The organism is Streptomyces sp. NPDC031049 (assembly GCF_055571015.1).
In genome coordinates this window covers 30,996-54,637 of the sequence record NZ_JBVIGC010000029.1, presented here as the reverse complement: position 1 = coordinate 54,637, position 23,642 = coordinate 30,996, and the positions used below count along the sequence as shown (strand labels likewise).

Genomic DNA, 23,642 nt, shown 5'->3' with positions numbered 1-23,642 from the left:
GCATGACGAAGGAACCGCAGATGCCCACGCAGTCCGTGCTGTCCGTGCCGCGCCTCGGTGAGGGGATCGTCGAGGTGCGCATCGTCCGGCTCCTGAAGCGGCCCGGCGACCCGGTCGCCAAGGACGAGGTCGTCTACGAGATGGAGCACGACAAGGCGGCGGTCGAGATCGAGTCCCCCGTCGCCGGTGTGCTGGACGCGTGGCTGGTGGCGGAGGGCGACGTCGTGCCGATCGGGGCGGAGGTGGCCCGGGTGGTGCCCGCCGTCGAGGCGCCGGCGGCCGACGGCGGCCCGCTGGAGCGCCGTGACGGGCTGGAGCGCGGGGACGGGCAGGACGAGCGGGGCGTCGGGGGCGAGTCGGCGGGGGAGGCGGCGCCGGACGGGCAGCGGCGGGGCGGCGGGGCTGTCGGCGCCTCCGTCCGCGGGGTGCCGGGGCGGACGCCCGCCGGGACCCGGCGCATACCGCCGCGCACCCGCGCGCACGCCCGGCGGCTCGGCATCGCCGAGGCACTCCTGCCGTCCATCCCGGCGGCCGGCACCAGCCTCATGCCGGCGGATCTGGAGCGGTACCGGGCGGAGCGGGGCGAGTCGGTCGGGCGCGGCGAGTCGGTCGGGCGCGCTGAGCGTCAGGAGGTGGGCGCGGGTTCCGGCACGGGCTCCGGCTCGGGCTCGGGCTCCGGCTCCGGCTCGGGCTCGGGCTCCGGCTCGGGCTCGGGCTCCGGCTCGGGCTCCGGCTCGGGCTCGGGCTCGGATTCGGAGGTGTCGGTGGGCGGGGCGCCGGACGCCGGGGCCGGCGCCGGGGGCGGTTTCGTGGACGTCGAGCAGTCGTCGCGGCAGGTCGAGCTGAACCGGGCGCTGCGGGCGTCGCGGGAACAGGTCGTGCCCGCCGTGGTCTCCCGCGTCGTCGCCGAGGACGTGCTCCAGGGGGCGCTGCGGGTCCACCAGGGCTCGGGGTTCTCCACCGTCTTCCAGGCGTTCGCCCACGCCGCCGCGCGCACCGCGGCCGGTGCGCCCCGGCTGCGCTCCCGGCGGCTGACCGAGCGCACCCTGCGCCGGTACGAGCACGTCGACCTCGGCATCGCCTGCGCCACGTCCGACGGGGACCTCACCGTCGCCGTGGTGCGCGCGGCCGACACCCTGGACGCGGCCGGTTTCGACGAGCGGTACGCCGACGCCGTCGAGCGGGCCCTGGCCGGGATCTCGCAGGCCGACGGCAGCGTCACCCTCATCCTCTCCCACCTCGGTGACCGGGGCCCCACGCTCGCCGTGCCCGTCGTGGTGCCGCCCGCCGCCGCCACCCTCTTCCTCGGCGCGGTCGAGGACACGGCGGGCACGCCCGTCAGGCGGATGGTGCTCGCCTTCGACCACACCCTGCTCAACGGCCAGGAAGCCGCCGCCTTTCTCGACGCCGTGGCGGAGGCGCTGGCCGGGGCGGGACGGGAGCCGGCGCCCGGGACCGCCGACGGTGGTACCGAGGGCGGCGGGACGACGCGCCCCTCGGGCAGCCGCGAGGCCGTGCTGGACCGGCTCGCCGGCATCGCCGCCGGCATCCTCGGGCACGACGTCGATCCCGACCGGCCCCTCGGCGAACAGGGCCTGGACTCCGCGCGCGCCCTGCGGCTGATCCGCGAGGCCCGTGCGGCCTTCGGCGCCGAGCTGCCCGCCACGGCCGTCTGGCGGCACCCGACGCTGCGGGCGCTGGCCGCACAGCTTCCCGACGTGGAGGAGGCGGCCGGTGGCACCGCCGAGGCGGCGCCGGACACGCCCGCCCCGACGCAGGCCGGACCCGCCGTGCGGCGGGAGCGGGGGCACGAGCAGGGCCGCGCCCAGGGACACAGCGGAGGGCAGCAGGGCGGAGGCCAGGAGCGGGGCCGCGGCCAGGAACGCGGCCCAGGGTGGGACGAGGACGTCGTCGCCGTCATCGGCATGGCGTGCCGTGTCCCGGGGGCCGGCGACGCCGAGGCGTTCTGGGAACTGCTCGCCGAGGGGCGGTGCCTGATCACGGACGTCCCGGACGGGCGGCTCGCGGGTGACGTGCCCGAGGGGTTCCGGGCCGCACTGCTCGACCGCGTCGACCTGTTCGACGCCGACTTCTTCGAGGTGACCCCCCGTCAGGCGGCGTCCATGGACCCGCAGCAGCGGGCGCTGCTGGAACTGAGCTGGCACGCCCTGGAGCACGCCGGACTCAACCCCGACGAGCTGGCCGGGCGCCCCGTCGGCGTGTACGCGTCCGCGTGCAGCTACGACTACCGCGAGCAGCTCGTCGCCCGCGGCACCGCCGCCGACGGCTACGCGACGACGGGCACCTTCCCCGCCTTCCTCGCCAACCGGATCTCCCACCTGTACGACTTCACCGGCCCCAGCATGACCGTCGACACCGCCTGCTCGGGTGCCCTGACCGCGCTCGCCCTCGCCGAGGCCGCGCTGCGCCGCGGGGACTGCGAGGTCGCCCTCGCCGGCGCCGCCAACGTGCTCAGCAACGGCTTCAACGCCCGCGCCTACCGCAAGGCGGGCATGCTGTCGCCGCAGGGCGAGCTGCGGGTCTTCGACGAGGGCGCCGACGGCTTCGTCCGGGGAGAGGGCGCCGGCTGGCTGGTGCTGAAGCCGCTGCGCCGGGCCGTCGCGGACGGCGACCCCGTACTCGCCGTGGTCCGCGCCGGTGCCGTCAATCACGGCGGACGCGCCGCCGCGCTCACCGCGCCCAACCCGCGGGCGCAGAGCGGCCTGATCCGCACCGCGCTCGACCGGGCCGGGCTGCGCGCCGCCGACCTGGGCTATCTGGAGGCCCACGGCACCGGCACCCCGCTCGGCGACCCCATCGAGCTGGACGCCTTCCGCGAGGTGCTCGCCGACGACCCGCAGGGCATGCCCGCCCGCGGCGCGGGACCCGAGGGACGGATCTGGGTCGGCTCCGCGAAGGCCAACATCGGTCACCTGGAAGGCGCGTCCGGCCTGGCCGGCGTGGTCAAGGCGGTGCAGGCGCTGCGGTACGGGCTGATCCCCGGCACCCCCGGCTTCAGCCGGCTCAACCCGCACATCGCCCTCGACGGGACGCCCCTGGCCGTCGCCGAGCGGCCGGTGCCGTGGCCGGCGACGGAGGGCGGCGCACCGCGCCGGGCGGCGGTCAGCGCGTTCGGGTTCGGCGGCAGCAACGCCCACGTCGTCCTGGAGGAGGCACCCGCGCTGCCCGACGCACCGGGCACGCCGGGCACGGCGGGCACGCAGGGCACGCCGGCCGCGCGCGACGGCGCCGGCTGGGCCGGCGGGCCCCTCGCCGTGCCGCTGTCCGCGGCGACGCCCGGCGCGCTCGCCCGTCTCGCCACCGCTCTCGCCGACCTCGTCGAGTCCGGCCGGGCGCCCGCCCTGGACGCGCTGGCCTGGACGCTCCAGTCGGGGCGGCGCGCACTGGCCCACCGCGCCCTGCTCGTCGTACGCGACACGGACGAACTCGCCGCCCGCGCCCGGGACCTCGCCGACGGGCGGAACGTTCCCGCACCCGCCGACCCGCGCCTCGCCGACTGGCTGGCGGGCGGCACCCTGTCCACGGCCGACTGGGCCGAGCTGTGGCCCGGCGGCAGCCTGCCCCGCCGGGTGCCGCTGGTGCCGTACCCCTTCGAGGGGCGGCCGTACTGGCTGCCCGGAGCCCCGCCCTCGGACGCGGGCGAGCCCGTGCTCACCGTGCGGGGCACCGACCCGCTCGCCGCGCACCGGGTCGGCGGCACCGCGGTGCTCCCCGGGGCGGCCCTGGTCGAGGTGCTCGCCGACGGCGGGCCGGTCTCGCTCGGCGGCGTGCGGTTCCTCGCGCCGGTGCCGGTGGCGCAGGGCGGCGGCGTACGGCTGCGGCGGGTCCAGGAGAACGGGCGGATACTCGCCGTGGCGCAGGACGGCGGGGTCCGCGCCCGTGCCGCCGCGGCCACCCGGCCCGCCCAGCCGCCGCGCCCCGTCGACCTGGGCGCCGGCCGCACCGAGACCGTCGACCTCCCCGCCGTCCTGGCCCGGCTCGGCATCGAGACCGGGCCCGTCTACCGCGTGCTGCGCGATGTCCACCGTACGGGCGGGCGGGTGACCGCACGCATCGTCGCTCCGCTCGCCGAGGAACCGCACACCCGCCGGATCGCCTGGCTGGACGCGGCCCTGCAAACCTCCTGCGCGCTGCTGGAGGGCACCGGGCCCCGCGTCGCCGCGGCCCTGGACCGCATCGAGTGGACGGGGCAGGTGCCCGAGGAGGCGCTGCTGACCGTGCACCGGGTCGGCGGCGGAACCTCTCACACCGTCGTCGACCTGGAGGCCACCGCGCCCGACGGCACGGTCGTCCTGACCGTGAACGGGCTGCGCCTGCACCCGCCGGCCGCCCCCGCCGCCCCCGTGGCCGACGCTCCGTCGACGGCGTGGGCCGCCGACCCCGGCGCGCGGGGCAGCGTCCCCGTGTACGGCGTCGGGCCCGGCTTCCGATCCGGCGACCGGGCGTCGGCCGGGACGACATCGGCCGGGATGGCCACGGCCGGGGTGGCGTCGGCCGGGATGGCCACGGCCGGGATGGCCACGGCCGGGGAAGCGTCGGCCGGGAGGACGACGGCCGGGGCGGGGTCGGGCGAGGCGCAGGGGTTCCGTGCCGGCGGGGAAGCGGTCGCCGTACCGGAACCGCAGGGCGGCGGCGCGGTCGAGGGCGGCGGCGTCCGGGTGCTCGTGCCCGAATGGCTGCCGGAAACGGCCGGACACGACGGGGGAGAGGGGCCCGTCGTCCTGGTGCACGACCGGGACAGCGCCCGCCTCGCCGCGGCGGCGCCGGCCGGTGCCGTGCGCTGCCCGCTGGGCCCGGACGGCCTGGACCAGCGGGAGTTCGCCGCCCGGCTGGACGGCCTGACCGGGCCCGTACGCGTCGCGCTGCTCGTCGACGGCTCGGCCTGGGACGACGACGCCACCGGTGTCGCGGCCCTGCGCGGCTGGCTGCGGACCCTGCTGGCGGTCGGCCGGGAACTGGCCGCACGGACCCGCCCCGCCACCGTCACCCTGGTCACCACCGCGCTCGCCGCCCCCGGCGGCGGCACCCCCGCACCGGGCGCCGCCCTCCAGGGTGCGCTGCTCGGCGCGCTGCGCACCCTGCCCCGCGAGTGCGCCGCGCTGTCGGCCGCCGCCGTCGACCTCGGCCCCGCCGCCGGGCCCGCGGACCTGGCCGCCGCGCTCGCCGAACCCGCCGGGCCCGCCGTCCCGTCGATCGCCCTGCGCGACGGACTGCGCCACCGCCAGGTCTACACCGAACTGCCCGCCCCGCCCCCCGCGGCGGACGGAACCGGCTTCGCGCACGGCGGCGGCTACGTGCTGTTCGGCGGGGCCGGCGGCATCGGCGCCGAGGTCGCCCGCCACCTCGCCGGCCGCTACCGCGCCGGGCTGCTGCTGGTCGGCCGCTCACCCGCCGACGACGCCACCCGCGCCCTGCTCGGCGAACTCGCCGCGCTGGGCGGCCGGGCGCGGTACCGCAGCGCCGACGTCACCGACCCGGCCGCCGTGACCCGCGTCCTCGCCGAGTGCCGGGAGCTGTACGGGCGTCTGGACGGCGCCGTGCACAGCGTCGGCTCGGTCAGCGCCGCCCGGCTGGAGGAGCTGACCGACGCCGACCTCGACCGGGTGCTGGCGACCAAGGTCACCGCCGTGACGCACCTGCGCCGGGCGCTCGCCGACTCCGCCGCGGCGTCCGGCAGGCCCGCCGCGCTCGTGCTGTTCTCCTCCGTCGCCGGGCTGTTCGGCAGCGTCGGCGGCCTGAACTACGCGGCGGCCAACGCCTGGCTCGGGCACTACGCCACGGCGACGGAGACGGCGACGGGACCCGCCGTCCGGGTCTTCGACTGGGGGCTGTGGCGTGCCACCGGACTGGCCCGGCGGTACGCGGGCCACGTCCGGCGGGAGTACCCCGGCCTCACCGACTTCGCACCGGAAAGGGGTGTGGCCGCCTTGGAAGCGGGCATGTCCGGCAACCATCCGCACACCGTCGCCGTCGCGGGCGACCCCGAGCCCCTGCGCCCGCTCACCGCACGGCCCGCCGCGACGGCCGGCCCCGACGACGCCGCGCACCGGCTCGACCGCTACGCCCGCGCGACGCTGGCCCACCGCATGAGCGAGCTGGGCTTCCCGCCCGCCCTCGCCGCCCGCCCCGGCGCCGACGCCGAGAGCGCCGCCCGGCTGCTCGGCGCCGTCCCCGAGCACCGGCGGCTGCTGGCCGCCGTCCGCGAACTCCTCGCCGAGCACCACCGCGACGGGCGGCCGGTGCCCACCACCGGCGAACTCGCCGCCGCCCGCGAGGGGCTGCTCGCCGACCACCCCGACCTGCACGGCCACGTCGCCCTCCTGGACCGGACGCTGGAGGCCTACGGGCCGGTGCTGCGCGGGGAGACGCCGCCCGCCGCCGTGCTGTTCCCCGGCGGCGACCTCGGCGCGGTCAGCGCCGTCTACAGCGGCAACCAGCTCTTCGACCCGGTGAACCGCGCCGCCGCCGAGTCCCTCGCCGACGCCGCGGCCCGCACCGGGCCCGGCGCCCGCATCCTGGAGATCGGCGCCGGCGTGGGCGGCACCACCGCCTCCGCCCTCGCCGCGCTCGACGCCCGCGGTGTCACCGGCTTCTCCTACGTCTACACGGACGTCTCCCCGGCCTTCCTCCAGCACGGGCGGCGGCGCTTCGGCGACCGGATCGCGCCCCGGCTGCTGGACATCGAGAAGAACCCGGCCGCCCAGGGCTTCGCGGACGGCTCGGCCGACCTCGTCGTCGCCAGCAACGTGCTGCACGCCACCCGCGACCTGGCCCGCACCCTGGACCACATACGGCAGCTGCTCGCACCCGGCGGCCGGCTGGTGCTCGTGGAGATGGTCGTGCCGGCCGCCGTCTACACCCTCACCTTCGGCCTGACCGACGGCTGGTGGCGGTACGTCGACGAGCAGTGGCGCCTGCCGCACGGGCCGCTGCTCGACATCGGCCGCTGGCGTGCGCTCCTCGACGCCCGCGGCTGGCGGCTGCACGCGACGGACCTGCTGCGCGAGGCACCGGGCTGCGTGGCCCTGCTGACGTGTGTGCCGGACGCGCCCTCCAGCACGGGCCCGGACGACGACGGCGTCCGCGCCGCACTGCCCGACGCCGGGGCCGTCGCCGGTGAACTGCGCGGCCTCGTCCGGGAACTGCTCGGCGACCCCACGGCCGAGGTGCCCGGCTGGGTGCCGTGGCAGGAACTGGGCATCGACTCGCTGCTGAACATGGAGTTCGTCGAGGAACTCGCCCGCCGCTACGGGCCCGTGGGGCCGACCGCCCTGTTCGAGCACCGCACGGTGGACGACCTCGCCCGCATGCTCGCCGCCCGGTCCGTCCCGGGCGGGCCTCCCGCCGGGCAGGACGCCGGGCCGCGGACCGGGCAGCAGGCCGGGCCTCCCGCCGGGCCCGGCGGCGACGGTGAGGACCTCGTGCCGCGGCTCGTGCGGCTCGTCGCCGAACTGACCGCGCAGGACCCGGCCGCGCTCGACGCGGACACCGCCTTCCCCGAGCTGGGCGTGGACTCGCTGCTGCACGAGGAGTTCTGCGAGCGGCTGCGCGCGCTGTTCCCCGCCGCGGACGTGCCCGCCACCCTGCCCTTCGAGCATCCGACCCCCCGTGCGCTCGCCCGGCACCTGGGCCGGCTCCCGGCCGGCGCCGCGCCGGTGAGCGGTGCGGGCACCGGCGCGCGCAGCGGCGCGGCCCTCCTCGACGTACCGGCCACGGCGCAAGCACCGTCGGCCGGCGCCACCGAACCCGCCCCGGGCACCACGACCACCCCGGTAGCGGCCACCGCCACCGAACCCGCCCCGGACTCCGCCGCCGCCGTCGTCCCGGCACCCGCGCCGCGCGCCGCCGTGACCGCCGCCCCGCCGCGGGCCTGGCGTCCGGTGGCCGCCCCGGCCGCGGACGCCGGTGCCGTCGCCGTCGTCGGACTGGCCGGCCGCTACCCCGGCGCCGCGGACCTCGACGCCTTCTGGGACCTGCTCGCCTCGGGACGCACCCCCGTGCGCGAGGTGCCCGCCGAGCGCTGGGACTGGCGCACCGCACGCACCCGCGGCGGCGGCTACGCCCGCTGGGGCTGCTTCCTCGACGGCATCGACGCCTTCGAACCGGCCATGTTCCGGATCGCCCCGCGCGACGCCGCGCTCATGGACCCGCAGGAACGACTCTTCCTCGAGGTCGCGCGGGAGGCCTTCGAGACCGCCGGATACGCCCGGCACACCCTGGCCGGCAGCCACGGCGGGCCGCGGGTCGGCGTGTTCGCCGGCGTCACGGCCAACAGCCATCTGCTCGCCCAGCGCGACGCCCGTGCGGCGGGCGCCGACAACCCCGAGTACGCGGTCACGGCCGCCGCCTCGGTCGCCAACCGGGTCTCGCACGCCTTCGACCTGAGCGGCCCCAGCCTCACCGTCGACACCATGTGCTCCTCGTCGCTGACCGCGCTGCACCTGGCCTGCCGGGCACTGCTGGACGACGAGGCCGACCTCGCCCTGGCCGGCGGCGTCAACCTCTATCTGCACCCCGACCGCTTCGCCGGCCTCTGCGCGCTCGGCATGCCCTCGCGGGGCGACCGCACCCGGGCCTTCGGCGCCGGCGGCGACGGCTTCGTGCCCGGCGAGGGCGCGGGCGCGGTCGTCCTCAAGCGGCTGGACCGGGCACGCGCCGACGGCGACACCGTGCACGCCGTCATCCGCGCCACCGGCCTCAACCACGGCGGCGGCACGGGCGGCTACACCGTGCCCAACCCGCGCGCCCAGGCCGCGCTGATCGAGGCGACCCTGCGGCGCGCCGGAGCCGAGCCGTGGACCGTCGGATACGTGGAGGCGCACGGCACCGGCACCGAACTCGGCGACCCGGTCGAACTGCGCGCCCTCGCCCTCGCCTTCGAGGAAGCGGGCAGCGTCGGCCCGGTGCGCGTCGGCTCGGTGAAGTCCAACATCGGGCACGGTGAGGCCGCCGCCGGCATCGCCGGACTCACCAAGGCCGTCCTCCAGTTGCGGCACCGGCGCCTGGTGCCGACGCTGCACGCCGAGCGCCCCAACCCCAAGCTGGGCCTGGAGGGCACCGCGCTGCGCGTCCAGACCTCCGCCGAGCCGTGGACGGTGCCGGACGGGCCGCGCCGGGCGGCCGTCAGCTCCTTCGGGGCGGGCGGTGCCAACGCCCATGTGGTGCTGGAGGAGTACCTGGAGGAGCCGGCCGGCACCGCGGACCCCGCGGGCGCCGCGCCGTACCGGGGTGTGACGCCCACGCCGGGCCCCGTGCTGGTGCCGCTCTCCGCACCCGACCCGGACCGGCTGCGCACCGTCGCCCGGAACCTCGCCCGGGTCGCCGACGGCTTCGCCCTCGCGGACATCGCCTACACCCTGCACACCGGCCGGGACCGGTTCGCGCACCGGGCCGCCGTCGTCGCCCGCGACGTCGCCGAACTGCGCGCCGCGCTGCTCGCCCTCGCCGACGGCACCGCCCACCCGGCCCTGGTCACCGACGCCGGGCAGGACGGCGCCGATCCGGCCGCCCGCGCCTGGGTCGCCGACGGCGACCGCCCCGCGCCCGCCGCCGGGCGGCGGGTGCCGCTGCCGGTGACGCCGTTCGCCCGTGAGCGGTGCGCACCGCCGGACGCCACCACCTCCCCCATGCCGCTCACCGACACCGTGCACACCCCCGCCTCGCGCACGGTGACCGCCCGGCTCGGCGCCGCCTCCCGCTGGGTCGCCGACCACGTCGTGGACGGACAGCCGCTGCTGCCCGGGGCGTTCCACCCCGAACTCGTGCACGAGGCCCTGCTCAGCGCCGACGAGAACCCGTACCGCACCGTCATCCACGACCTGCTCTGGCCGCGGCCGGCCGCCGGGCTGCCCATGGAGGTCCGCACCGAACTCGGCGAGCCCGACGAGCGGGGGGCGAGGCGCTTCAGCACCGTCGTCGGCGACACCGTGGTCGCCCAGGGCCGCACCGAGCCGGCCGCGAGCCCGTCCGGACCCGTACGGCCGCTGCTCGTCTACCGGCCCGACGACCTCGACGCCCACCTCGGCGACGGCGGACCCGGCCCCTTCTACGAGGCGTTCGCCGCCCACGGCTTCGCCTACGGGCCCCTCTACCGCACCGTGCGGCGGGCCGTCGTGCACGGCGAGGAGGTCACCGCGGAACTCCGGCTGCCCGAGGGCGAGGACCCCGACGGACGGCATGTGCTCCACCCGGCCCTGTTCGACGGCGCCTGCCAGACGGCCGCGCGGCTGCTGCTCGCCGACGGCCCCGGCACGCCCCGACGGCGGCTGCGTCCGCTCGCCGTCGACCGGCTGAGCGTCCACGCACCCGTCACCGGCCGGATCTACGTGCACGCACGTCGGGTCCGGCACGACGAACGGGCCCGGGTCCACGTCTTCGACCTGCGGCTGATCGACCCGGCCGGCGGCACGGTCGTCGCCCTCGCGGAAGGCTTCCGCGTCCGCGTCGACGAGCCCGCCGACGGCACCGGCGCGGTCCGCGCCACCGGGGCCGGACACCCCGGCACGCACGGAACGGGTGAGGGGGACCCCGCCGACGCCGCCGGCGTGCACGGATACCGGCTCGGCTGGCGGCCGGCCACCGTGGGCGACCCCGACCCCGGCGCGCCGCACGGGCCGCTGTGGGTGATCGGGGACGGCGCGGTCGCCGCACGCCTGCGGACCGGCGCCGCCGCGGTCCTGCCGCCCGCGCGGGCCGCCGACGAGACCGCGCTCACCGACACCGCCGCCGCCACCGGCACCCCGGCCGCCGTCCTCGTCGACCTGACCGGCACCGGCCACCCGGTGCTCGGCACCGAGCCGCTGACCCTCCAGGAGACGGCGCGGCGCTGGACACCGTTCGCCGAGGACACCCTCGGCACCGTCTTCGGCGTACTGCGGGCCCTCGTCCGCAGCCGCGCCCTGGACGGCGCCCGGGTGCTGCTCGTGACGTCCTGCCCGGGAGCCGACCCCGAGCCCGCGCCCACCGACCACGCCCTGCACAGCCTGGTCCGCACCGTCGCGGGCGAGACCGGACGCTTCACCGTGCGCCTGGCCGGGGTGGACGCCGACCGGGTCACCGCCGCCGAACTGCTCGCCGAGGCCCACCGGGACGACGCGGACTGGGTGCGGCTCGGCCCCGACGGGCGCCACGCCGCCGTGCTGTACGCCGAGGCCGCGGACGAGGCCGGCTCCGGCGACGCCGGGGCGCTCCTCACCGACGGCGGGAGCTACCTGATCACCGGCGGGCTCGGCGGGCTGGGCCGCCACATCGCCGCCGACATCCTGCGCCGCCGGCCGACGGCCACCCTCGTCCTCGTCGGCCGCTCGGCCGCCGCCGAGGACGCGCTTCAGGAACTGCGCCGCGCGGCCGGAGACGGCGCCGCCGTGCACTACCGGCGCTGCGACGTCGCCGACCCCGCACAGGTCGCCGCGCTCGCCGACTGGCTGGACGGCGCCGGCATCCGGCTGCGCGGTGTCGTGCACACCGCCGGCGTGCTGCGCGACGGCTTCCTGCGCGGCAAGAGCGCCCAGGACGTGGCTCAGGTGTGCCGGGGCAAGGTGCTCGGCGCGCTCCACCTCGACGCGGCGCTCGCCGGGCACCCGCTGGACTTCTTCCTGCTGTGCTCCTCGCTGGCCGCCCTGGTCGGCAACCAGGGGCAGTCCGACTACGCCTTCGCCAACGGCTTCCTGGACGGGTTCGCCCGGCGACGCGCCCGCTGGGCCGAACACGGACTGCGCACCGGACGCACCCTGTCGGCAGGCTGGCCGGTCCTGTCCGACGCCGGCATGACCCTCGAGCCGCACGCCCTGGACTACCTCGCCCAGACCTACGGCCTGCGTCCCGTCACCACCCGCGAGGCGGTGCGGGCACTGTGGCCGCGCCTGGCCGTGGCCCGGGGCCCGGAGACGGCGTACACGGCGCTGGTCGCGGGGGACACGGCCGTCTGGGAGCGGGCCACCGGCTCGCCCGGCGCGCCGCCCGCCCCGTCGGGCGCACGCGGCGCGGCAGGCTCACCGGCCGGTGCCCCCGACACCCCCGCCGGTGCCTCCGGCAGCCCGGCCGGTGCCTCCGGCAGCCCGGCCGGTGCCCCCGACACCCCCGCCGGTGCCTCCGGCAGCCCGGCCGGTGCCCCCGACACCCCCGCCGGTGCCTCCGGCAGCCCGGCCGGTGCCTCCGGCAGCCCGGCCGGTGCCTCCGGCACCCCGGCCCGTGCCTCCGGCAGCCCGGGGGTCCCGGACTCGGGGGACGCGCTGGGCTGGGTGGCGCGGAAGGTCGCGCAGACCACCGGTGTGCCCGCCGGGTCGATCGATCCGGACGCCGCGCTCGACTCGTACGGGATCGACTCCATCGCGTCGATGCGGCTGAGCCGGATCCTGGAGGACGACCTGGGGCGGGTGCCCCTGTCGGTGCTGCTCGACAGCTCCAGCCTGCGGGACCTGACGGCCCGTCTGGAACGCGACCACGGGCCGCGGCTGGCGGCCCTGGCGGGCGCCGCCCCCGAGCCGCCGCCCGCACCCGGCGGGGCGGAGCCGTCCGCCGCCCCCGCGGCCCGCTCGTCCGCCGCCCCGCCGGTCGTCGGCCCGTCCGTCGGCCGGGGGGCCGGTCCGGTCGTCTCCGGGGCCGTGGAGGACCCCGCGCCCGGGACGCAGGAGCCCTTCGCCGGTGCCGTGCTGCCCGAGCGGCTCGTCGGGATGTGGGCCGCCGACCAGGCCGCGGCACCCGAGGCGCCGTACAACGTGTCCCTGGCCTGGCGGCTGCCCGCCGGCACGGACCGCGCCGCGCTGTCCGCGGCGGTCGCCGCCCTGGTGCGGCGGCACCCGGTGCTCGCCTGCCGCGTGCGCCCGCTCGACGGCCGCCCCGCGCTGGTGCCCGCACCCGAGGCGCCCGCGCTTCAGACCCGTACCGTCGCGGACACCGCCCTCGACGACGCCGTCCGCGAGGAGGCGGACCGCCGGCTGCGCACCTCTGCCGAACCGTTGCTGCGGGCGGTGCTGTGGGAGCCCGAGGACGGCGGCGCCCCGGTGCTCCAGCTGACCACGCACCACATGGTCGTCGACGGACGCTCCGCCGACCTGCTCGGCCGTGACCTCGCCGCCCTGTACGCGGGGCGCGAGCTGCCGCCCGCCGCACCGTTCGACGCCGCGCTGCGCCGGGAGCTGCGGCACGCCGAGGGCGACGCGTCCGGGCGGGCCGAGGCCGAGCGGCGCTTCGCCGAGCGGCTGGCCGACGGGCGGGCCGCGGGCGTGCTGTTCCCCGGCGGCGGTGAACGGGCGGGGGCCGCCGGAGGCCACCGCGAGTACCGGCTGCCCGCGGCCCTGTCGCACACCCTCGCCCGGATCGCCGAGGACGCGGGCGTGCCGGGGTTCACCGCGCTGCTCGGCGCGTTCGCCGCCGCCCTGTCCCGGACGAGCGGCCACCGCTCCTTCCTGGTGGCCGTGCCCGTCTACGGGCGCGGCGGAGGCCAGGAGGACCACAGCGTCGGATGCTTCGTCACCACCGTGCCGCTGCGCGTCGATCTCGACACCGGCCGGCCCGTCCGCGACTGGCTGCGCGAGCTGCACCAGGAGGTGCGTGCCGCGCTCGGCCGGTCCGCGGTGCCCTACCCGCGGCTGGCCGAGCTGTGCCGGGAGGCCGGCGGCCCGGACGCCGTGCCCACCGTCACCCTCGCCTACCAGAACTGGGAGCGGGACGCCGCCGAGCACGACGGCACCGACGGGACGGACGGGGCCGACGGGACGGTCGGACCCGGGTGGGAGCCGGTCCACCGGCGCGGGCAGCGCGGTCACTTCGACCTCGGCCTCGAGGTCACCGACACCGGCCACGGCCTGGAGGTGCTCGCCAACCACCGCACCGCCGTGCTCGGACCCGACCAGGTCGACGGCTTCGTGGAGGACCTGCGGCGCTCGGCCGCCGAACTCGCCCGCGCGGCGGACGGCACGCTCGGGGACGTGCTCGACCCGGCCGCGGGGACCCTGCCCGCCCGGATCGCCGCGACCGCGCGCCGCCGCCCGGACGCGGTGGCCGTCGAGGACCGCGACGGCAGCCTCAGCTACGCCGGACTCCAGGCCCTCTCCGACGACATCGCGGGCCGCGTGGACCGTCTCGCCCGGCCCGGGGAGCCCGTCGCCGTCCTGATGCACCGCACCGCGCGGCTGCCCGCCGTGCTCCTCGGCATCCTCAAGAGCGGGCGCCCCTACGTGCCCCTCGACGAGTCCTACCCCAGCGAACGGCTCGGTCTCGTCGTCGACCGGGCCGGCTGCCGCGTCGCCCTGGCCGACCGCGAACTGACCTGGCTGCTGCCGCAGCACCTGCACGTCATCGACCCGCAGCAGCCGGGCGACTCACAGCGGCCGGACGCGCCGGGCTCGCCGCGGGCGTACGACCCCGCGCCGCTGTCGCCGGACGCCCTGGCCTACCTGATGTTCACCTCGGGCAGCACCGGGCAGCCCAAGGGCGTCGCCGTCACCCACGGCAACGTGGTGCACACCCTGGAGGCGATCGCCGCCACCGTCGGCGTCGACGAGCGCGACCCGGGACGGCTGCTCGCCGTCACCACCGTGTGCTTCGACATCTCCGTCCTGGAGCTGTTCCTGCCGCTGCTGCTCGGCGGGACCGTCGTCGTCGCCGAACGCGCCGACGTCGTCGACGCCCGGCGCCTGGCCCGGCTGCTCACCGAACGGGACATCAGCCTGATGCAGGCCACCCCCGCGGGCTGGCAACTGCTCGTGGAGGGCGGCTGGCAGGGACGCCGGACGCTGACCGCGCTGTGCGGCGGCGAGGCGCTGCCGCCGAACCTGGCCGCCGCCCTCGCCGAGCGCACCGCCGCGCTGTGGAACGTCTACGGGCCGACGGAGGCGACCATCTGGTCCACCATCGCGCCGGTCACCGCCACCGGCCCCGTCCACCTCGGCGAACCGATCGGCGCGACCCGGCTGCTGCTCACCGAGGTCGACGGCGACCGGCCGGCCGCGCCCGGCGAACCCGGCGAGCTGTGGATCGGCGGCTCCGGCGTCGCCCAGGGGTACTGGCGGCAACCGGAGCTGACCGCCCAGCGGTTCACCGGGCACCCGCTGTCCCCGGAGGGCGGCGGACGCTGGTTCCGCACCGGGGACCTGGTGCGCCGCGACGAGGCGGGGCGGCTGGTCTTCCTCGGCCGGGCCGACAGCCAGGTCAAGGTGCGCGGCCACCGGATGGAACTCGGCGAGATCGAGGAGGTGCTCGGCCGCCACCCGGCGATCGCCCGGGTCCTCGTCGCGGTCCGCGGCGAGGGGCCCTCGGCCCGGCTGCTGGCCGTCGCCGTGCCACGGGCCGGCGCCGAACCGCCCGGCCTGCGGGAGCTGCGCGAGTACGCCGCGGCCGTTCTGCCGCCGTGGATGCTGCCGGACCGGCTGGCCGCCGTGGCCGAGCTGCCCCTGACCCCCAACGGCAAGGTCGACCGCAAGGCCGCGGTCGCCCTCGCCGACGGGACCGGGCCGGCGGTCGACTCGGTGGCCGCATCGACGGTCGACTCGGTGGCCGGGGCTGCGGCCGGGTCGGTGGCCGGGGCTGCGGCCGGGGCGGCGGTCGGCTCCACCGGCAGTCAGGCGGGACGCGGGACGGTGACCTACGAGCGGCTCGTACGGGAGGTCACCACGATGTGGAGGGAACTGCTGGAACTCGACGACGTACCCGCCGACCAGCGGTTCTTCGACCTCGGTGGCAACTCGCTGCTGCTCGGGCAGCTGTTCGCGCGGCTGGAGGAGGCCTACCCCGGAACCGGCCTCGAACTCGCCGACCTCTTCGCCCGGCCCACCGTCGCCGACCTCGCCGAACTCCTCACCGCCCGACTGGGCGCCCGGCCCGCCCCCGCACCGGCCGCCGCCCCGGCCGGCGGCGCCCCCGCCCGGCCCTCCCGCCGTGAGCTGCGGCGCGCGTTCCGACTCGGAGACGACCAACGATGAACGAACTGTCCCCCGACCTCGACCCCAACGCCGTCGCCGTCGTCGGCATGGCCTGCAAGTTCGGGCCCGCCACCTCCGTCGACCGGCTGTGGGAGCTGCTGCGCGAGGGCCGCACCGGCGTCCGCCGCCACACCCCGGCCGAACTCGTCGCCCTCGGCCACGACCCCGCCACCGTACGGCGGGAGGAGTTCGTGCCCGCCGGGGTGGTGCTCGAGGACGCCGACGCCTTCGACGCCGAGTTCTTCGGCTACAGCGCCCAGCACGCCGAATGGCTCGACCCGCAGCAGCGGCTGCTGCTGGAGACGTCCTGGCACGCGCTGGAGGACGCCGGGTTCGCGCCCGACCGCACCGGGCTGCGCACCGCCGCCTACGTCTCCGTGGGGCAGCCCACCCTGCCGCCGGTCGGCATCACCGAGCTGGACGCCGCCGGGATGATCCGCTTCTCCTCCGCCGACAAGGACTTCGCCGCCACCCGCGTGTCGTACAAGCTCGGCCTGACCGGGCCGAGCATGACCGTGCAGACCGCGTGCTCCAGCGGGCTGGTCGCCCTGCACCTGGCCGCCGAGGCCCTGCTCGGCGAGGAGTGCGAACTGGCGGTCGTCGCCGCGGCCTCGCTGCACTTCCCGCAGGCCGGCTATCTCGCCGCGCCCGGCATGATCCTCTCGCCGAGCGGCGAGTGCCGCCCCTTCGACGACCGGGCCGACGGCACCCTCTTCGGCAACGGCGGCGGCGCCCTGGTGCTGCGCCGGCTCGCCGACGCCGTCGCCGACGGCGACCCGATCCGCGCCGTGCTGCGCGGCAGCGCCGTCAACAACGACGGCGCCCGCAAGATGGACTACCACGCGCCGTCCCCCGAGGGGCAGGAGGCGGTGCTGCGCGAGGCCCTCGCCGTCGCCGGCGTCGACCCGCACTCGGTGGGCCTGCTGGAGACCCACGGCACCGGCACCCACCTCGGCGACCCCGTCGAGTTCGCCGCGCTGGAACGCGTCTACGGCGGCGAGCGTCCGCACCCCGCCGCCGTCGGCTCCGTCAAGTCCGTGCTCGGGCACCTCAACACCGCCGCGGGCATCGCCGGTGTCGTCAAGGCAGTCCTGGCCCTGGAGCACGGCTCGGTGCCCCGGCAGATCCCCTTCGACACGCCCAACCGCGCCCTCGGCGGGGCGGGCGGACTGCGCATCGCCGACGCCGGGACCGCCGAGGGCGGCTGGCCGGTGCCCGACGGTCCCCGGCGCGCCGCCGTCAGCTCCTTCGGCATCGGCGGCACCAACGCGCACGTCGTCCTGGAACAGGCCCCCGAACCGGCCGTGCCGGTGCCGCTGCCCACCGGCGCCGGGAGCAGTGCCCGCACGAGCACCGGCACCGGCCCGGGCAGCGGCACCGGTACGGCCGGGCGGCGGCGCTGGGCCGTGCTGTCCGCGCACACCGAGCCCGCCCTGCGTGAGCTGGCCGGCGCGCTCGCCGACGCGGTCGAGTCGCTGCCGCTGCCGGACGTCGTGCACACCCTGCGCGAGGGCCGCAGCCACCGGCGGACCCGGATCGTGCTCGGCGCCACGACCGGCGCCGAACTCGCCGACGCGCTGCGCACGTTCGCCGCCGACGGCCGGTTCGACGCCGCGGCCGTCCCGGACGGCTACCGCGCCTGGGCGGCCGGCGAGGGCCCGCTGCCCGCGGCCGAATCCGAATCCGAAGCCGTCGCCGGAACCGTCACCGAGGCCGTTGCCGGTGCTGGTGTCGGGGCCGGGTCGGATGCCGGAGCCGGAGCCGGAGCCGGAGTCGGTGCCGGAGCCGTTGCCGGAGACGGTGCCGGGGTGCGGGCTCCGCGGCGTGTCCGGCTGCCCGGTTACCCCTTCGCCCGTACCCGCTGGCCCCGGCGGGGCGCCGCCCTGGTGCGCACCGTGCGCCCCGACGAGCCCCTCGCCGCCGACCACGTGGTGGCCGGCCGGCCCGTGCTGCCCGCCGCCGCCCAGCTCGACCTCGCCCTGACCGCCGCCCGGCGCGACGGGGCCGTCACCGGCCGGCTCACCGACATCGCCTTCCACCGGCCCGTGGAGGTCACCGACACCGTCACCCTGAGCGCCACCGTCACCGACGGCACCGTCACCGTGGCCTCGGACGCCCCGCACACCGAGGCCCGCGTCACCACCGCCGCGCCCGAGGCGGCCGGCCCGCTCGACCTCGCCGCGCTGCGCGCCGCCCACCCCGACCGGGCCGAACCCGCCGACCTGTACCGCTGGTTCGCCGACCACGGCGTCTCCTACGGCCCCGCCTTCCAGGTGCTGCGCGAACTGCGCCACGGCGACGAGGGCGCCCTGGCCCGGGTCGAGGCCCCCGACGCGCCCGCCGACGGCGACACCCTGTCCCCGTACGTCCTCGACGGCGCCCTGCAGACCGTCATCGGCTGCGTGCTGCGCGAGGACCTCGGCGGCGAGACCTTCATCCCGTTCGCGGTGGAGGCGCTCACCCTGCACGCCGACCTCCCGCGCGAGGTCTGGGTCCGCATCCGCCCGCTGCCGCTGGCCGGACAGGGGCGCCGGGTGCGCAAGTACGACGTGACGGTCGCCGGCCCCGACGGGCGCGTGGTGCTCACCCTGGACGGGCTCGCCCTGCGCCCGGTGCCCCGCCCCCGGGACGCCGAGGTCCGCGCTCTGCCCGACGGGGTCCACCTGTTCGCGCCGAGCGCGGTGCCCTTCACCGCGGAACCCGGCGGAGCCACGGAACCCGGCGGAACGGGAGTACGCGACCGAGCCGCCGGAGACGCGCAGGCCCGGCCCGTCGTCGTCATCGGGGACGCTCCCGTCGAGGGCGCCGGCCTCGTGCTGGACGACCCGCGGGACCCCGAAGCCGCCGCCCGCACCGGAGCCGAACTGGCCCGGTGGCTCGGCGACGGCACCGCACCGCCCGTCGTCGTCTGGCCGATCACCGCCACCGCGCGCGGCGCCGCCGACGCCGGGCTGCGCATGCTCGCGCTGCTGCGGGCCCTGCTGCGCCCGCTCGCCCGCCGCGGCGCCACGGTGATCGTGCCCCACCCCGACAACCCCCTCGACGACGCCGCAGCCGTCACCGGCGCCGGACTCGCCGCGCTGGGCCGCTCCCTGGCAGGGGAGAACCCCCGCTTCGAACTGACCGCCGTCGCCCTGGACCCGGGCGCGGGCCCCGCCGCCCTCGCCGACGCCGTCCGCCGCCCCGCGCCCGCCTCCCGGCTGGTGACCGCGGGACGCGACGGCACGCTCACCACGACCGAACTGCGCCCGCTGCCCGTGCCCGCACCGCACCGGGAGCCGTTCCGGCGCGGCGGACGCTACTGGATCAACGGGATGGGCGCCCTGGCCGCCCTGCTCGCCGGGCACCTCCTCGACCGGTACGCCGCCCACGTCGTGCTGACCGGGCGCTCCGCCGCCGACGGTGAGCGCGCCGCCGAACTGGCCCGGCTCGGCGAACGCGCCGAGCGCACCGGCGGATCGGTCTTCTACCACCAGCTCGACGCGACCGACGCGGAGGCGGTGCGGGCCCGCGCCGTCCGGCTCTCCGCCGAGGGCCCCGTCCACGGCGTGCTGCACTGCGCGGGCGTGCTGCGCGACGCGTACGTCCTGCGCAAGGACACCGCCGACGCCGCCGAGGTGATCGCCGCCAAGCTGACCGCGGCCGTCGCCCTCGACGAGGCCACCGCCGACTGGCCGCTGGACTGCTTCGTCGTCTACTCGTCGGTGTCCGGCGCGCTCGGCAGCCCCGGCCAGGCCGATTACGCCTTCGCCAACGCCGCCGCCGACGCGCTGGCCGGCCTGCGCGCCCGCCGCGTCCGGGCCGGCCTGCGGCACGGGCGCTCCCTGTCGGTCGCCTGGCCCTACTGGGCCGACGGCGGCATGCGCACCGGGGGCGACGCCGAACAGGTCCTCGGTGAACTCGGCATGCGGCCGATGCCCGGCGAGAGCGGACTGGCCGTCCTGGAGTCTCTGCTGGCGGCGGACGGTGACGCAGGACACCCGGCGCCCGTCGTGCTGTACGGGGAGCGGGACCGGCTGCTGGAGTCGTTCCCGCTGCTGCGGGACGCCGCGACCGAGCCGCCCGCGCAGGCCGCCGCCGTCTCTGCTCCCACCGCCACCTCCGGCTCCGGCTCCGGCTCCGTCTCCGGCTCCGGTTCGGCCTCCGCGACGGCGGCCGGGGCGGGGGGCGGCGGAGCCGCGCTCGTCGAGCGGCTGCGGGCCGTCGTCGCCGAGGCGACCCGTACGCCGCTGAAGGACGTCACCGAGGACCGGCCGTTCGACGACCTCGGCATCGACTCGCTGCTCGCCATCCGCGTCGTGGAGATGCTGGAGACGGACTTCGGGCGGCTGTCCAAGACCCTGCTCTTCGAGTGCCGCACGGTCGCCGAACTCGCCGAACACCTCGCCGAGGAGTTCCCCGAGCGCTGTGCGGAACTCACCGGTGCCGGCACCGGTCGTCAGGAGCCCGCGGAGTCCGCCGGGTCCGTGGAGCCCGAGCCGCCGGCGTCGGCGACCGCGCCGCTCCCGGCCGATCGAGACCTCCCGGCCGCCGTCCCCGGCCGCCCGACGGCCCCCGGCCCCGCGGACGGGTCCCGGAGCGGGCCGCCGGTGCCGGGGGAGCCGGCCGACCCGCGTGCCGTCGCCGTCATCGGCGTCGCCGGACGCTTCCCGCAGGCCGACGGGCTCGACCAGCTGTGGGCCAACCTGCTGGCCGGCCGCGACAGCATCACCGAGGTGCCGCGCGACCGCTGGGACGCCGACGCCCTCTACGACCCGGACAAGACCCGCGTGGACCGCACGTACACCAAGTGGGGCGGGTTCGTCGACGGCGTCGAGGAGTTCGACGCGCCGCTGTTCAGCATCTCGCCGCGCGAGGCCAGCACCGTCGACCCGCAGGCCCGGCTCTTCCTGGAAGCCTGTTGGGCCGCCATCGAGGACGCCGGCTACACCCCCGACCGGCTGGTGACCACCGGCGACGCGGTGCACCGCAAGGACGTCGGCGTCTTCGTCGGCGCCATGTACGGCGAGTACCAGCTGCACGAGGCCGAGGAACGGCTGCGCGGCAACCCCGTGCTCGCCAACAGCGCCTACTGGTCGATCGCCAACCGGGTGTCGTACTTCTTCGACTTCCAGGGGCCCAGCACGGCCGTCGACACCGCGTGCTCCTCCGCGCTGACCGCCCTGCACCTGGCCGTGGAGTCGCTGCGCGCGGGCAGTTCGAAGGTGGCGATCGCGGGCGGCGTGAACGTCCTCATCCACCCCAACAAGTACTTCATGCTGGGCCAGGGCAGGTTCGCCTCCAGCGACGGCCGCTGCCGCAGCTTCGGCGCGGGCGGCGACGGCTACGTGCCGGGGGAGGGCGTGGGCGCGTTCGTGCTCAAGCCGCTCGCCGACGCCGTCCGCGACGGCGACCACGTCCACGCCGTGATCCGCGGTACGGCCGCCAACCACGGCGGGCGCACCAACGGCTACACCGTGCCCAACCCCCGCGCCCAGGCCGACCTGGTCACCAAGGCGCTGCGGGACGCCGGGCTGACGGCGGCCGACCTCGACTACATCGAGACGCACGGCACCGGCACCGCGCTCGGCGACCCCATCGAGATCCGCGGCCTGGCCACCGCGTTCGCCCGCGACGGCGTCAAGGGGCCGGGCGAGCTGCCCATCGGCTCGGTGAAGTCCAACGTCGGCCACCTGGAGTCCGCGGCGGGCGCGGTGGCGCTGGCCAAGGTGCTGCTCCAGCTGCGGCACCGCACCCTGGTCCCGTCGCTGCACGCCACCCCCGCCAACCCCGAGATCGACTTCGACCGGGTGCCGTTCGCGGTGCAGCAGGACGTGGCGCCGTGGGTCACCCGGGACGGGGCGGAACGCCCGCTGCGGGCCGGCATCAGCTCCTTCGGCGCGGGCGGCGGCAACGCCCACATCGTCGTCGAGGGGCCGCCGCCGCTGCCGCCCAGGCCCGCCCCCGAGCGGCGGCCGGTGGTGGCGTTCCTGTCCGCGCGCACGCCGGCCGCGCTCGCCGCGTCCGCCCGCGGTCTGCGGGACTTCCTGCTGGCCGCCCGCGAACGCGGTGCGGAACCCGCGCTCGTCGACGTCGCGTTCACGCTGGCCGCCGGGCGTGCCGACCTGGAGCACCGCGCCGCGGTCGCCGCCGACTCCCCGGAGGCGCTGCTGACCGGGCTGGCCGCGGTGGCGGAGGGCCGGCCGAGGCCCTGGCCGCGCGCCGAGGTCCCGGCCGACGACCCCGTCCCGGCGTGGCTGGACGGCGGGCGCATCGACCGGGTCGCGGTGTGCGGGGCGGGCCCGGACGCGCGCCGGGTGCCGCTGCCGCACTACCCGTTCGAGCGGGTCCGCTGCTGGTACGACCTCCAGGTCGAGCATCTGCACCGGCAGGGCCTGGGCACCGCCGCGCACGAGCCCCGGCTGTCCCGCCCCCACCTGCGCGACTTCGGCCGCCCGCCCGGCCCCGCCGACCCCGAGGCGACACCGGCCGCCACCGCTGCTCCGGTGCGCGCTGAGACTCCGGGGCCCGCTGCTCCGGGGTCCGCTGCTCCGGTGCGCGTTGCGACTCCGGTGCCCGCCGCGACTTCGGGGTCCGCTGTGGCTCCGAGGGCCGCTGTGACTCCGGGGTCCGAGGCCGCGTCGGCTACGGAGGCCGCGGCGGCGGCTCCCGGCGCCGCGGCGCCGGGAGCCGGTCCGTCCCTGACGTCCCAACCGAAGGCAGAACCCCAGGAGAGGCCCTCCATGACCCCTGACCGCAAGATCTCCCTGAGGCCGCTGGGCGCGGCGGCGTCGCCGGCGCCGTCGGTACCGGCGCCCGCACCGGCGACGCCCCCGGCCGCCGCCGTCCCGCCCGCCGCCGTCCCCGCGTCTCCGGTGGCGCCTCCCACCGCAGCCGCACCCGCACCAGCACCTGCCGACGCCCTCGCCGCGCAGGTCGCCGACGGGGTGCGGGAGGTACTCGCCGGAGTGCTCTACATGGAGGCCGGCGAGCTGGACACCGAGCAGACCTTCCAGACGCTCGGCGTCGACTCCATCCTCAGTGTCGAGTTCGTGGCACTGGTCAACGCCCGGTACGCCACCGACGTCAAGGCCACCGAGCTGTACGACCACCCGACCCCGGCCGCCTTCGCCCGGCACGTCGCCGCGCAGCTGGGCGGTGGGGTGCCGGTGAAGCCGGTGTCCGAGCAGGCCGTACCGACCCCGGCCGCCCCGGCCCCGCTCCCGGCGTCCGCGGCACCCGCGACGGTCCCGGCGCCCGCCCCGGCCCCGGCGTCCGCCCCGGCCGGCGCCGACCGTGTCGCCGCCGTTCTCGGCGCCCTGCGTGAGCAGCTCGCCGAGACGCTGTACTGCGACGTCCACGACATCGACACCGCCGCCAGCTTCAACAGCCTGGGCCTGGACTCCATCCTCGGCGCCGAGTTCGTGGCGTTCGTCAACAACGCCTACGGCCTGAAGGAGAAGGCCGGCGTGCTCTACGACCACCCCAGCCTGGAGGCCCTGGCCGCCCACATCGCCGCCCGCACCGGCACCGCCGCCCCCGCCGCCGACGGGGCCCCGGCCGCCGCGGGCGGTGCGGCCGGCGGGGGAGTGAGCACCGCCGAACTCGACGCGCTGCTCGCCGCCGTCCGCGACAACCGCCTCACCGTCGAACAGGCCCTGCAACTGCTGCCGCAGCACGGCTGACGGCGCGCCCACAGAAGCCGGGATACCCGGGAAACCC

At 78.0% G+C, this 23,642-nt stretch carries 2 protein-coding genes; both read left to right on the top strand.

The window, feature by feature from the left end; translation table 11 throughout:
- Positions 1-20: 20 nt before the first annotated feature.
- Positions 21-15,941 (top strand): amino acid adenylation domain-containing protein, encoded by a 15,921-nt coding sequence (locus tag ACZ45Q_RS32490; protein ID WP_468268225.1) that lies wholly within the window; start codon positions 21-23, stop codon positions 15,939-15,941.
- A complete protein-coding gene (locus ACZ45Q_RS32485; RefSeq protein WP_468268222.1) occupies positions 15,938-23,605 on the top strand; it encodes a beta-ketoacyl synthase N-terminal-like domain-containing protein in 7,668 nt (2,555 codons plus the stop codon). The genes ACZ45Q_RS32490 and ACZ45Q_RS32485 overlap by 4 nt, the downstream gene beginning before the upstream one ends.
- Positions 23,606-23,642: the final 37 nt, after the last annotated feature.